This is a genomic window from Actinomadura sp. KC06, assembly GCF_004348735.1.
Taxonomy (GTDB): domain Bacteria; phylum Actinomycetota; class Actinomycetes; order Streptosporangiales; family Streptosporangiaceae; genus Spirillospora.
In genome coordinates this window covers 55,259-68,659 of sequence record NZ_SMKT01000027.1, presented here as the reverse complement: position 1 = coordinate 68,659, position 13,401 = coordinate 55,259, and the positions used below count along the sequence as shown (strand labels likewise).

Below are 13,401 nucleotides of genomic sequence, written 5' to 3'. Positions count from 1 at the left end.
CCCCCACCCGGCGCCGCCGTCCCACCCAGGGACGGGCAGCAGGCACCGGGTCCGAGCAGGCCGATGCGGAGGTCGCCTTTCCCATGTCGCAGGCGTTGGATTTGCCCGAAGCCAACCGGAGCCAGGGCCGGTTTCTCGACCTGCTGCGTTCGGAGCTGCCCGACGTCGCGCAGGAGGTCGTCACCGAGATCAAGCAGACGATCCCCGAGTACGACAGGGCGCCCCTCTCGCCCTACGACCAGATACTGCGGCTCAGCGTCGACCTCCTGCTCTCCGGCTTTCTGGACAAGGTCGCCGACCCGGGCGCGCCCACCGCCCAGCGCGACGAGACCTGCCGGGCCCTCGGGCATTTCGAGGCCGTCGAGGGGCGCAGCCTGGACCTCCTCCAGGCCGCCACCCGCATCGCCTTCCACATCGCCTGGCGCCGGACGGTCATCGTCGCCGAACGCGAGCAGATCCCCACCGCCGTCGTCTCCACCATCGTGGACGCGATGCTCGTCTACCTGGACGAGGCCGTCGCGCAGGCCCGCGTCGGCCACCAGCAGGCCACCGGCCACGCCGACATCCGCCGCCGCGAGGACCGCAGAAAGCTCCTGCACCTGATCCTCCAGCAGCCCGCCGTCGTGCCCGAGGCGATCGAGGAGCTCGCGAAGTCCACCGGCTGGTGGCCGCTGCCCGACGAGGCCACGCTCGTCGCCATCCACGCCGACGCCCCCTACACCCGCGCGGCGCTGGACGCCGACGTCCTCGCCGACCTGGACTCGGCGGAGCCGTGCCTGCTCGTCCCCGGGCCGCTCACCACGGCGCGCCACGGCATGCTGCGCGCCGCGCTGTCGGACGCGAGCTCCGTCATCGGCCTCACCCTGCCGCTGGAGCGGGCGACGCACTCCCTGCGCTGGGCGCGGCGCGTCCTCGGGCTCGCGCAGGAGGGCATCATCCGGGACGGCTCCCTCATCCCGTGCCGGGACCACCTCATGACCATGTGGCTGCTGTCCGACCCGCCGCTGATCGAGGAGCTCACCCGGCGCCACCTGGAACCGCTGCGCGACGTGTCGGACGGCCAGCGCCGCCGCCTCGTCGAGACGCTCGCCGAGGCCGTCACCACCAGGGCCACCGCCGTCGACATCGGCGAACGGCTCAAGATCCATCCGCAGACAGTCCGGTACCGGCTCCGCCAGCTCGAGGGCTATCTCGGCGACAGCCTGGACGACGCCGACGCCCGCTTCTCCCTCGACGCCACCCTCCGCGCGGCGAGCCTGCACCGGCGCCGCCGCGCGACCGGCCGGCGCGGTCTGGCAGGCCGGTAGAGGACGCGCGGCCGCGCCGGCCGCCCCGCCGCCGGATGCGACACTGCTGCCCATGACACTGGGAACGATCGTTCTGACGGGAGCCGCCGGACGGGTCGGCACCGCGCTCCGGACACCGCTGCGGGACGAGGCCGAGCGGCTCGTCCTCGCCGATCTCGCGCCGCTGCACGCGGAGGCGCCGAACGAGACCGTCCACCGGACGGACCTGTCCGACGCGGCGGAGATCATGGACGGCGCGGACGCGGTCGTCCACCTGGCCGGGGTGTCCGACGAGGCGCCGTTCCCCGACCTGGTCGAGGGCAACATCCTCGGCACGCAGCGCATCCTGGAGGCGGCGCGCGTCACCGGCGTACCCCGCGTCGTGCTCGCCAGCAGCAACCGGCTGACCGGCTGCTACCCCTCGACCGAGACCGTGTCGGCGGACATGCCGCCGCGGCCGGACGGCCTGTACGGGGTCAGCAAGGTCGCCACCGAGGCGCTCGCCCGCCTCTACGCCGACAAGTTCGGCCTGGACGTGGTGTGCCTGCGCATCGGCAGCCTCGAACTCCATCCCACCGAGCCCCGGCACCTGTCGACCTGGCTGAGCCACCGCGACTGCGCCGGGTTCGTCCGCGCGGCGCTGACCGTCCCGTCGCCGGGTTTCCTCGCCGCCTATGCCGTCTCCGCGAACTCGCGCCGATTCTGGGAACTGGACGAGCGGCTCGGCTACACACCGCTCGACAATGCGGCAACTTATGACATTCCGGACACATTCCTCGGCCCGGACGTGCCGCAGGGCGGGGACTACGCGTCCGCGGAATTCACGCTTCGGTATCTGGACGGGTCCGCGCCGCGGCGCCGGTGATGTTCCGGGTCACACGGAACGCCACGGAGCGTTATCCTGACGGTCGGATTACCGGTTCCTGACCGAAAGTCGAAGGGGTCCATGCCGACGTCGACCTGGTTCCGCCTCAATGTCGCCAAGCGCGAGCGGGTGTTCGAGGTGGCGATGCGCGAGTTCGGGGAGAACGGATACTCGACCGGCAGCCTGAACACCATCGCGCGCGAGGCCGGCATCGCCAAGGGCTCCCTCTTCCAGTACTTCAGCGACAAGCTGGAGTTCTTCGCGTTCGTCTGCGACGAGGCGTCGCGCCGCGTCCGCGAGGAGATGGAACGCCGCATGGAGCGGATCGACTTCGAGCAGCCCTTCGACGAATGGCTGTTCGACGCCATCTGCGACTGGACCGAGTACATGGCGGAGCACCCGCTGGAGCGCGGCGTCACCGCCGCGACGAACTTCGAGCTCGACAACAGCGTCCGGTCCGTCGTCCGCGACACCGCCAACCAGCACTACCTGCAGGTCATCCATCCGCTGCTGCAGCTGTGGCGGGAGCGCGGCGAGATCCGCGAGGACGCCGACCTCGACGTCATCGCCACCTGGCTGATGACGCTGCTGCCGTTCCTCGCCCTCGCCCCGTACTACGACGGCCTCGACCCGATCCACAACCTGCGCGGCCGCACCCCGGCCGAGCAGCGCCCGGTGATCCGCCAGCTCATCGCGGGCTTCCGCCCGATCTTCGCGCCCCAGAAGTGACCGCCGTCAGCGGGTGAGGAGGAACTCCTCCGGCCTGGCCTTGCGGGAGCCCGCCCAGAACTCGAACGTGTGCCCCGGCCACAGCGTGCGGTTGACGCCCTGGTCGTCCAGGTACCAGCTGTCGCAGCCGCCCTCGTTCCAGACGGCGCGGCGCAGGCGCCGCTGCAGCCGGTCGTTGAAGCGGCGGGACGCCCCGGGCTTCGGCTCGATCGTGTCCGCGCCGCGCTCCTGCATGAGGCGCAGGCAGCTCAGCACGTGCTGGATCTGCACCTCGATCATGAAGACGACGGAGTTGTGGCCGAGGCCGGTGTTCGGGCCGAGCAGCATGAAGAAGTTCGGCATGCCGGGGATCGTCGTGCCGCGGTGGGCCTCGATGCCGTCCGCCCAGAGCTCCTGGAGCTTGACGCCGTCCCGCCCGGTGACGCGCAGGTCGGTGAGGGCGTCGGTCACCTTGAAGCCGGTGCCGTAGATGATGCAGTCGACCTCGTGCTCGCGTCCGTCCTCGGTGACGATGGAGTGCTCGCGGACTTCGGCTATGCCGGACGTCTCCAATTCGACGTTCGGGCGGGCGAGCGCCGGATAGTAGTCGCTGGACAGCAGGATCCGCTTGCAGCCGATGGTGTAGTCGGGCGTCACTTTTGCGCGCAGTTCCGGGTCGGCGATCTGGTTCTCGATGTGGCGGCGGGCGAGCCGCTCCTGCGGCCCGGACAGCCGCGGATCGATCGTGAAGCCGATGGCGCGGGCCTCCAGCGCCCAATAGATGCCGCCGCGAAATGCCCGTGCCGCGCCCGGGATCTTCTTGAACGCCATGCGGACGGGCGCGGGAATGGCGAAGTCGGGCTTCGGCTGGATCCACGGCGGCGTCCGCTGGAACACGACCAGTTCCTCCGCTCGCTCCGCGATCCGCGGGACGAACTGGATCGCGGACGCGCCCGTCCCGATGACGGCGACGCGCTTGCCGGCGAGGTCGTAGGAGTGGTCCCACTCGGCGGAATGGAACGCGGTGCCGCGGAACCGCTCGATGCCCGGCAGGTCGGGAAAGGACGGGACGTGCAGCGCGCCGATGCCCGACACGACGGCCTTCGGGGTGAGGACGGTCCCGTCGGCGAGCGTGACGTTCCAGCGCCGGGCCGCGTCGTCGTACTCCATCGAGTCGACGGCCGCGCCGAAGCGGATGTGCTCGCGCACCCGGTACTTGTCGGCCGTCCGCTCCATGTAGGCGCGGATCTCGGGCTGCGGCGCGAACATCCGCGTCCAGCCGGGGTTGAGCTCGAAGGAGAAGGAGTACATGTGCGAGGGGACGTCGCAGGCGCAGCCCGGATAGGTGTTGTCGTGCCACGTCCCGCCGAGGGCGTCGCTCTTCTCCAGGATCATGAAGTCGTGGAAGCCGGCCTGCTTCAGCCGGATCGCCATGCCGAGACCGGCGAAGCCGGAGCCGATGACGACGATCGCCGGGGCGCGCTCGCTCATATCCCGTCCTCTCGCGTAACCTACTCGCAGTAAGTTACCGGGAGTAGGTTACTGACGGTAGGTCCAATTGAGAGGATTCTCCTGTGAGTGCCGCCACACCCCGTCCACGCCGCCGGCGGATGTCGCGCGCCGAGCGCGAACGGCAGATGCTGGACGTCGCCGAGGAGGTGTTCGGCGAGCGCGGCTACCGGGCCACCTCCATGGACGAGATCGCCGAGCGTTGCGGGGTCTCCAAGCCGATGCTCTACGAGTACTTCGGCTCCAAGGACGGGCTGCTCGTGGCGTGCGTGAGCCGGTCCAAGGCGGAGCTGTTCGAGGTCACGCAGAAGGCCATGGCGGGCGCGTCCGACCCCAAGGACATCCTGCGCCGCGGGATGGACGCCTACTTCGAGTTCGTCGACGCGCACAGCAGGTCGTTCGCCATGCTGCTGCGCGAGCCGCTCTCCGCTCCGCCGTCCGCCGTCGAGGCGGTGGAGGCGACGCGCAGGCAGCAGAGCGCGCTGATCGCCGGCGCGCTGTCGGCGTTCGCGCCGTGCGCGCCCGCCGCCGTCATCGACGCCTTCACGCAGATCATCATGGGCGGCAGCGAACGGCTGGCGCACTGGCAGACGCAGCGTCCCGAGGTGTCGGCCGAGGACGCGGCCCGCCACATGACCGACTTCTGCTGGAACGGCCTCAGCCCGTACCTGCCGGACGCCGGGGAAGCCGGTCCAGGGCCCCGATGAGCAGGTCGAGGCCGAACTCGAAGTCGGTCTCGGGATCGATGTCGGCGAGCGCCGGGCCGTAGGCGATGACGTGCGGGAACTCGTCCGGGTCGAGGCGCGTCCACGACTCGGCGCCGGTCTCGGCGAGATGGCCGAGCATCTTCGCCATCCCGACCTCGCGCAGCTGCGCGCCGAGCGCGTAGGCGAGCAGCGCCCGCATGATCCGCACGGCGGTCTCGCCGTCGAACCCGGCCGCGTCCGCCAGCGCCAGCGCCCGCTCGGCCGGACGCAGCCCCACCGGAGTGTCGATCTTGTGGGTGAGGACGATCGTCATGCAGCGCGGATTGTCGTGCGCGACCTTCCGGAACGCCCGCACCAGCGCCCGCGCCCGTTCCTGCCACGGCTCGGACGGATCGTCCTCCAGCTCCAGACCGGCCACGACGTGCTCGGCCACGCCCTCCAGCAGCGCGCCCTTGTTCGGGACGTGGTTGTAGAGCGACATCACGGCGACGCCCAGCTCGCCCGCGACACGGCGCATGGACAGCGCGTCCGCGCCCTCCCGCTCGATCAGCCCGACCGCCGCGAGGACGATCCGCTCGCGGGACAGCACCGGCCGCACCTGCGGGGTGTCGGAGGTCACATGCCTCGCCATCGATGCCGCCCTTTACAGCCGTCGGTGTCCCGTGACACGGTACGTACATTGTACGTGAGACGTACACCGTACGTCCGCGCGCCCCTCGGGGAGGAGCGACCATGTCGACCCATGACCTCTACACCGAGCCCGCCGGCACGTCCACCTGGAAAGTCCCCATGACCGGCGACGCCCGGTTCACCTGGGAGTACGACGACGGCCGCGACCGCCTCCTCGCCCTCTACCAGAAGGGCAAGGACAAGCAGTGGGACTCCGCCAAGCGCATCGACTGGGACGTCGACGTCGACCCGCACGACGCCCTCGGCATCCCCGACCAGGCCCTCGCCATCTACGGGACGAAGTACTGGGACCGGATGTCGGAGCGGGAGCGCGGTGAGCTGCGGCTGCACTCCACGTCCTGGCAGTTCTCCCAGTTCATGCACGGCGAGCAGGGCGCGATGGTCACCGCGGCCCGGATCGTGGAGTCGGTCCCCGATCTCGACTCCAAGTTCTACTCCGCCACCCAGACGATGGACGAGGCGCGCCACGTCGAGCTGTTCACCCGGTTCCTGCACGACAAGGTCGGGATGGTCTACCCGATCAACACCAAGCTCCAGGACCTGCTGGACGAGACCCTCGCCGACTCCCGCTGGGACATGCCCTACCTCGGCATGCAGGTGCTCATCGAGGGCCTCGCGCTCGCCGCGTTCGGCGTCATCCGCGACATCACGACCAAGCCGCTGCCCAAGCAGATCCTCGCCTACGTCATGCAGGACGAGGCACGCCACGTCGCGTTCGGCCGCCTCGCCCTCCGCGACTACTACAGGCAGCTCTCCCCCGCCGAGCTCCGCGAACGCGAGGACTTCGTCATCGAGGGCTGCCACCTGATGCGCGACCGCATCCGCGGCCGGGAGATCTGGGCCAACTTCGGCATCGACGCCAAGGAGGTCGACGAGCTGGTGGAGAACTCCGCGTACATGCGGATGTTCCAGAGCCTGCTGTTCAGCCGCATCGTCCCGTGCGTCAAGGACATCGGCCTGTGGAGCGAGCGCATCCAGCGGGCCTACGACGACATGGGCGTCCTGGACATGTCCAAGGCCGACCTCGACGCCCTCATGAGCCAGGACGAGGAGGTCGCCGACAAGCTCGACACCGAGCGGTTCGCCGCCGAGGAGGCCGACCGCAGGGCCGAGGTCGACGCCGTGATCGCCGACGCCGCGGCGTCCTGAGTACGGTTGACCGCATGCCACTCGCGCACTTCGACGGAGCGCTCGCCGTCGTCACCGGAGCCGGCAGCGGGATCGGCCGGGCGACCGCCCTCGCCCTCGCCGAGCGCGGCGCCCACGTCATCGCCGCCGACATCGACCTGCCCGCCGCCGAGCGCACCGTCACCCTCGCGAAGACGGTCGGCGCCGGAGGAACCCCGTACCGGGTGGACGTGTCCGACGCCGCCGCCATGGAGACCTTCGCCGCCGAGGTCAAGGAGTCCCGCCGGGCTCCCGACATCGTCGTCAACAACGCCGGGATCGCGGTCGCGGGCTCGTTCCTCGACACCGGGCTGGACGACTGGAACGCCGTCCTCGGCGTCAACCTGTGGGGCGTCGTCCACGGCTGCCGCCTGTTCGGCAAGCAGATGCACGACCGCGTCCACGCCCTGCCCAACAAGCCCGACAAGCCCAACTTCGGCGGCCACATCGTCAACATCGCGTCCGCCGCCGCCTACAGCCCGACCCGCGCGCTGCCCGCCTACTGCACGACGAAGGCCGCCGTGCTCATGCTCAGCGAGTGCCTGCGCGCCGAGCTGGCGGGCTCCCGCATCGGCGTCACCGCCGTCTGCCCCGGCTTCGTCAGCACCGACATCGTCAGGAACGGAACCTACGTCGAGGGCGACGAGGCGACCCGGGAACGCCTCCGCGAACGCGGCCAGCGCGCCCTCAAGATGCGCAACTACCCGCCGGAGAAGGTCGCCGAGCGGATCGTCCACGCCATCGTCAAGAACAAGCCCGTGGTCCCCGTCAACTTCGAGGGCCACCTCCTGCACACCCTGTCCAGGGTCTCCCCCGCCTCCCTACGCCTCCTAGCCAGAATCCCCACCCCCCGGGGCTGATGCCCTGTCAGCCGAGCCAAAGGACCCGGACGATGACGACCCTTTCCCCGCGAACGTCCGACAGGTAGTTGACGATGAGCGGCCCCCGAGTCTCCCTCTGCAGCCCGGGAACATCGCCGCTGTGCGATGCGCCGTCAGGGAAGAGCATCGAATCCCGGGCCGCGATCTCACGAGCGAGGTCCTCGACCGCGGCGATCGCCTCGGGCGGCAATCCCTTCAGCAGGTCATCGGGATCGCATTCCCATGGCCAAGCACTCACCGGCGACCGCTCGGCCCGCCGCACGAACGATGTCACCGATCTCGCGGATCGCGCGCGCTCTGACCTCGGGATCCGCGTCGGCCATGGCCCGTTCTGCCGTATGAAGCCGTTCGGCGGTCTCCGGGTGGCGCTCGATCTCCACGAACTCCCCCCATTTCAGGTAGAACGCCCGGATCGGGAAGACGCTGCCTTCCTCGCCGGCCTCATCGAACGCCTTCTGCATGTCCTCGAAGAACTCGCGGAGACGCGACGGCGCCACGGTCGCCACTGCCTTGCGAAGCGCGGGCACGGTCAGTTTCGGCATGGGGATCAGGGCCTCGCCCTGCCCGTCACGCTGTGCGACCATCTCCCACCCTCCAGTTCGCGGCCTGTGGCCAGAATAGCCGCGCCGTCCGACATCCAGGGGGCACCACATGAGAGGAGGCGGGCCGATGCCGTCTGACGTGTTGCTGAGTGATGGGCGGCCGCGGTCGTGGACGGCCATGGTCCGGTGCGAGGACGGCGATCACACGCTGGAGCTCACGCATCGGGAGGTGGTCGCCGAGCGGCTGCTGCGCACGTCGCGGAAGCATTCGTTCGACCCGGACGTGGACGTGGACTGGGACGCGCCGCAGGACCCGGACGTGTTCTACATGCCGCCGCAGCTCGCGTCGATCTACGAGACGCCGCTGTGGGACGCGCTGACGCACCGCCAGCGGGTGGAGCTGACCAAGCGGGAGATGTGCAGCATCGCCTCGTTCGGGATCTGGTCGGAGATGCTGCTGATGCAGTCGCTGGTGATGCACGCCTACCGGCATCGCTACGACAGCGACCATGTCGCCTACGCGCTGACCGAGATCGCGGACGAGTGCCGCCACTCGAAGATGTTCGGGCGGATGGTGCGGACCTGCGGGCTGCGCACCCACCGGCCGCGGGCGCTGGAGTACCACCTCGCGAAGACGTTCGGAGCCGTGTACGACCCGATGCCGATGTTCGCGGGGACGCTGGTCGTGGAGGAGTTCACGGACGCGTTCCAGCGCCTGACGTTCCCCGACGAGGACGTCCAGCCGATGATCCGGCAGGTCACGCGGATTCATGTGGTCGAGGAGGCGCGGCACATCAGGTACGCGCGGGAGGAGCTGAAGCGGCAGGTGGCGGAGGCGGCGCCGGTGCGGCGGCGGATGGCGGCGTACGCGCTGGCGCAGGCGACGCGGCTGATGGCCACGCAGGTGATCCACCCGTCCTGCTACACGGCGGTGGGGCTCGATCCGGCGCTCGCGCGGCGGGTCGCGGCGCGCAGCCCGCACCGGCGGGCGACGCTGGCATGGGCCTTCCGAAAGTGCACCACGTTCTTCCACGAGGTCGGGTTCCTGGACGGACGAGCCCGTGACGTCTGGGTTCGAGCGGGCCTGCTGGAACGGTAACGAGTTCTCCTTCGCGACCATTATCTCGATGTCGAAACGGGTTCGAGAAAATGGTTCGCGAATGCTCGGCATTGGTACATGAGAGAGAAACCAAAGGGCCGCGGAGCGAGGTCCACTCCGCGGCCCGTCGACGCGTACAGGTTGCTGACCTGGGATCTCACCTCACCCAGGACACTCCTACCGATTGCACGGTCACGTCGTCGACCTCCTCCTCCCCGGGTATCTCAAGCACGCCGACGACCTGGCACGGTCCCGGGAGCATGATCGGCGCGCCCCCTCCCCTTACCGGAACACCTTAGAAGCTATTGACAGCACATATGCCTTGATCGGCCGATTCAGGTCAGAAATGATTTAGCGCGGCGAGGACTTCGCGGGCGACGGCGGTGACCTTGGCGATGCAGACCCCTTCTCGCGCGTCCTGGGCGCCCTTGCCGGGCGCCCGCTCGCCGTAGGTGACGGTGAAGACCGTGTTGCGGATCCTGGCGGTGACCTGCCCGACCACGGACGGGCGCCCCTCGTCCGCGCGGAACCAGCGGTACGCCTCCTCCCCGAGGCCGCGGTGGCGCTCCAGGCTGATCGTCCGGACGAGCGGGGCTTCGCGCGCCTGCGCCCACTGCGCGTCGTAGTACTCCTCGGCGTCCTTCACCGGGGTCGTGGTATTGCCGGACGCGTACAGGCGCGTCTCCACACGCAGCCAGGGGAACGCGGCGCCCGTCGGGGAGTACGTGCATGTGGTGAGCGTCGAGTTCGCGTTCTCCGTGCGCGAGGCCATAGGGACGGTGCGGTCGACGGTGCCTTTCGAGACCGTCCCGCAGGGGGCCGGGAGCGCCGTCAGCGTCTGGCTCTGCCGCGTTCCACTGGGCGGGGTCGGACGCACAGTCGCCTCTTCCCGGCCTGAGCCGCCAGGCACCAGCAGGAGGAGCGCCACGGCGGCCAGGGCGAGGACGGCGGCGCCCGCGAGCACCGCGAACCGCTTCGGACGCCGCGGCGGAGACGGCGGCTCCGGCGGGGAGTACGGCCGGTGGAACGGCTCGACCGGACGCTGAAGGCCCACGCCCCGCTCCTCACTCCCCCGTCCGATCACCGAACCGCCCCTCGTCACGGTAGGTCAGGCGCGCGGCCCCTGGCCAGGCCCCCGGCCGGTGTTGATTGTCGGTACCGGTGGACACAATGAAGGAGTGCTGATAGCGGACATCACCCGGACGTCGGCGGCCGTGGCCTCCACCTCGGGCCGGAAGGCCAAGGTCGCGGCGCTCGCCGAGTGCCTGCGCGCGGCGGAGCCCGGCGAGGCCGCGATCGTGGTCTTCTACCTGTCCGGCGAGCTGCCGCAGCGCCAGATCGGCGTCGGGTACGCCTCGCTGCGGGACGTCCCGCCGCCCGCCGCCGAGCCGTCCCTGACGGTGCCGGAGGTGGACGCGGCGTTCACCGAGATCGGCGCGGTGTCCGGGGCGGGCTCGGTCGCCCGGCGGCGCGAGCTGGTCGCGGCCCTGCTCGGCCGCGCCACCCGCGCCGAGCAGGACTTCCTGATCAGGCTGCTGGCGGGCGAGCTGCGGCAGGGCGCGCTGGACGGTGTGATGGCGGAGGCGATCGCGGCGGCGGCGGAGGTGCCGTCGGCGGAGGTGCGGCGCGCGTTCATGCTGCGCGGATCGCTCGGGCCCGTCGCGACGGCGGCACTGGCGGACGGCGTCGACGGGCTGCGCACGTTCTCGCTGGAGGTCGGGCGTCCGATCAAGCCGATGCTGGCGGCGGCCGCGCCGTCGATCGACGAGGCGTTCGCGAAGCTCAAGGCGGACGCGGCCGTGGAGTGGAAGCTCGACGGCATCCGCGCACAGATCCACGTCTCCGGCGGCGAGGTGCGGGTGTTCACCCGGACGCTGGACGAGATCACCTCCCGGCTCCCGGAGGTCGTGGCGGCGGTGCGGGAGCTGCCCGTCCGCGACGCCGTGTTCGACGGCGAGCTGATCGCGCTGCGCCCGGACGGGCGTCCCCACCCGTTCCAGGTCACCGCCGCCCGCACCGCGACCCGTACCGCCAAGGACACCGAGCCCGTCCCGGTGACGCTCTACCTCTTCGACGTCCTGCATCTCGACGGCGCCGACCTGCTCGACGCTCCAGGCGCGGAGCGGAACGCGGCGCTCACCCGGACCGTCCCCGAGGAGCTGCGGATGCCCCGCGTGATCACCGGCGACCCGGCGCGGGCGAAGGAGGTGTTCGACGAGGCGGTCGCACGCGGCCACGAGGGCGTGGTGGTCAAGTCCCTCGACACGCCCTACACGGCCGGACGGCGCGGCGCGGGCTGGATCAAGGTCAAGCCGCGGCACACGCTCGACCTCGTCGTCCTCGCCGTCGAATGGGGCCACGGGCGGCGGCAGGGCCTGCTGTCCAACCTGCACCTCGGCGCCCGCGACCCCGAGACCGGCGGGTTCGTCATGCTCGGCAAGACGTTCAAGGGCCTCACCGACGAGCTGCTCGCCTGGCAGACGAAGCGGCTGCGCGAGCTGGCCGTGCGCGAAGACGGCTGGACGGTCCACGTCCGTCCCGAGCTGGTGGTCGAGATCGCGTTCGACGGCGTCCAGCACAGCCCCCGCTACCCGGGCGGCATCGCGCTGCGGTTCGCCCGCGTCCTGCGGTACCGGCCCGACAAGTCCGCGGCCGAGGCCGACACCATCGACACGGTGCGCGCGGTCGCGCCCGTCATGGACTGACGCGCCCCAGGGTCAGCTCGCCGGGCGGTCGTCGAGCGCGGCGGGCCGGGCGTGATCGGACGCCGGGCCGGGCGGGGAGCCGGGCGTCGATCCCTCCTCGGGCGCGACGCGCTCGGGGGCCACACGCTCGGGGGCCATGCGCTCAGGGGCGGCGCGGCGGGCCTGGCGTCTGGAGGCGGCGCGCGTTCGCAGGCGGGACGCGCCCTTGCCGCGGGCATGGGGAACACGGGAATCGGCGCGGCGCCGCTCGCGTGCCTCGCCGCGCCGCCGGTCGGGCCACGGGCCGGCCTTGCGTCCAGCGCGGGCGGCACGGGCGGCGCGGGCGGCCGCCTTGCGTTCCGCGCGGGCCGCGGCCTTGCTTTCGGCGCGCGCCGTCGTCCGCGCCCTGCGGAGGCGGCGGCGGGCGCGCTCGGCGGCCTCGGTGCGGCGCTGCAGCAGCTCGGGCGGGATGAGGTCGTGCCGTCCCGCGATGAACTCCTGCACCCAGATCTTGCCGCGGATCAGGGGCCGCCGGAGCCGCTTCTCCCGCCGGACGGCCCGCTGGTACCGGCGCGACTGCTCGTCGTAGCGCCAGCGCGACCAGGGCGAGCCGGGCCGCGCCACCCGGACGGCCCCGACGATCAGCAGCGCGGGCAGGAACAGGCCGATCAGCCCGGTCCAGATCTTGCCCTTCAGCAGCGTGATCACGGCGAGGGCGAGGTTGCCGGCGAGGAACGCGACGTAGGCGACGCTGAGATCGCCGCCGCCGGGGTCGATGCCGATGCCCTCGTAGCCGAACGGGCGGACGCCGAGCAGCAGCAGCCCCGTCACGGCGATCGCGACGAACACGGCGTCGACGGACGCGCGGCCCTTCTCCGTCCAGTAGACGTCGCTGAGATGCAGGATCAGGGCGAACTCGTCCAGGACGAGCGCCGAGCCCATCCCGAACACGACGGCCGCCAGCAGGTCGAGCCGGACGTGGCCGTCCGGGACGGCGAGGCTCGCCACCCCGCCCGCCAGCATCAGCACGACCCCGAACACGACATGGTGGATGTGCACGTCGCCGGCCGTCACGTTCCGGAACCAGCGCACGTCCGCCCGGATCAGCCGGACGTTCACCCGCGTCAGCACGAACGTGATCATGAACGCGACGAAGAAGCCGAACAGCGGCAGCCGCCCGGTCTCCACGATGCGCGCGTCGAACATCTCGATCATCTGCCCCCCGCTGCCTCCATCATGCCCGGTGACATGCATGGATATCGT

The 13,401-nt window shown here is 71.0% G+C and carries 13 protein-coding genes; 8 read left to right on the top strand and 5 right to left on the bottom strand.

The annotated features are described in order from the left end of the window. From E1287_RS11950 to E1287_RS11940, 3 genes are all read left to right on the top strand, one after another. A partial coding sequence (locus tag E1287_RS11950) for a PucR family transcriptional regulator (RefSeq protein ID WP_207934151.1) occupies positions 1–1,307 on the top strand: 1,307 nt, incomplete at its 5' end. Positions 1,308–1,359: 52 nt separating this feature from the next. Then, positions 1,360–2,151 carry an NAD(P)-dependent oxidoreductase gene (locus E1287_RS11945; protein ID WP_131964950.1) on the top strand — a complete coding sequence of 264 codons (792 nt, stop codon included), beginning with the start codon at positions 1,360–1,362 and terminating at the stop codon, positions 2,149–2,151. A gap of 81 nt (positions 2,152–2,232) precedes the next feature. Then, complete coding sequence (locus E1287_RS11940; protein WP_131964949.1) at positions 2,233–2,880, top strand: TetR/AcrR family transcriptional regulator; 648 nt, start codon at positions 2,233–2,235, stop codon at positions 2,878–2,880. 6 nt (positions 2,881–2,886) lie between these two features. Here E1287_RS11940 and E1287_RS11935 read toward each other — a convergent pair whose 3' ends face one another. Continuing rightward, complete coding sequence (locus E1287_RS11935) at positions 2,887–4,350, bottom strand: NAD(P)/FAD-dependent oxidoreductase (RefSeq protein ID WP_131964948.1); 1,464 nt, start codon at positions 4,348–4,350, stop codon at positions 2,887–2,889. 83 nt (positions 4,351–4,433) lie between these two features. Between E1287_RS11935 and E1287_RS11930 the strand changes: the two genes are divergently transcribed. Beyond that, the gene (locus tag E1287_RS11930; RefSeq protein ID WP_243718880.1) at positions 4,434–5,075 is read left to right on the top strand and encodes a TetR/AcrR family transcriptional regulator; all 642 of its coding nucleotides are present in this window, start codon (positions 4,434–4,436) and stop codon (positions 5,073–5,075) included. Here E1287_RS11930 and E1287_RS11925 read toward each other — a convergent pair. After that, complete coding sequence (locus E1287_RS11925) at positions 5,026–5,706, bottom strand: TetR/AcrR family transcriptional regulator C-terminal domain-containing protein (protein ID WP_131964947.1); 681 nt, start codon at positions 5,704–5,706, stop codon at positions 5,026–5,028. The genes E1287_RS11930 and E1287_RS11925 overlap by 50 nt on opposite strands. 101 nt (positions 5,707–5,807) lie before the next feature. On the opposite strand from E1287_RS11925, the gene E1287_RS11920 reads away from it, so the two are divergent. Beyond that, positions 5,808–6,914: a ferritin-like domain-containing protein gene (locus E1287_RS11920; protein WP_131964946.1), complete on the top strand. Its 1,107-nt coding sequence runs from the start codon at positions 5,808–5,810 to the stop codon at positions 6,912–6,914. 14 nt (positions 6,915–6,928) lie between these two features. Continuing rightward, positions 6,929–7,792 (top strand): SDR family NAD(P)-dependent oxidoreductase, encoded by an 864-nt coding sequence (locus E1287_RS11915; RefSeq protein WP_131964945.1) that lies wholly within the window; start codon positions 6,929–6,931, stop codon positions 7,790–7,792. 224 nt (positions 7,793–8,016) lie between these two features. On the opposite strand, the gene E1287_RS11910 is transcribed toward E1287_RS11915, so the two are convergent. Next, positions 8,017–8,397 carry a hypothetical protein gene (locus tag E1287_RS11910; RefSeq protein WP_131964944.1) on the bottom strand — a complete coding sequence of 127 codons (381 nt, stop codon included), beginning with the start codon at positions 8,395–8,397 and terminating at the stop codon, positions 8,017–8,019. Between the two features lie 85 nt (positions 8,398–8,482). Here E1287_RS11910 and E1287_RS11905 point away from each other — a divergent pair, with 85 nt between their 5' ends. Further along, complete coding sequence (locus E1287_RS11905) at positions 8,483–9,454, top strand: diiron oxygenase (RefSeq protein WP_131964943.1); 972 nt, start codon at positions 8,483–8,485, stop codon at positions 9,452–9,454. Positions 9,455–9,794: 340 nt separating this feature from the next. Here E1287_RS11905 and E1287_RS11900 read toward each other — a convergent pair whose 3' ends face one another. After that, complete coding sequence (locus tag E1287_RS11900; RefSeq protein WP_131964942.1) at positions 9,795–10,508, bottom strand: hypothetical protein; 714 nt, start codon at positions 10,506–10,508, stop codon at positions 9,795–9,797. A 124-nt stretch (positions 10,509–10,632) separates the two neighbouring features. Between E1287_RS11900 and E1287_RS11895 the strand changes: the two genes are divergently transcribed. Continuing rightward, positions 10,633–12,159, top strand: a complete 1,527-nt coding sequence (locus E1287_RS11895) for an ATP-dependent DNA ligase (RefSeq protein WP_131964941.1) — start codon at positions 10,633–10,635, stop codon at positions 12,157–12,159. Positions 12,160–12,171: 12 nt separating this feature from the next. Here E1287_RS11895 and E1287_RS45560 read toward each other — a convergent pair whose 3' ends face one another. Continuing rightward, a complete protein-coding gene (locus tag E1287_RS45560) occupies positions 12,172–13,353 on the bottom strand; it encodes a hypothetical protein (RefSeq protein WP_243718878.1) in 1,182 nt (393 codons plus the stop codon). Positions 13,354–13,401 lie beyond the last annotated feature (48 nt).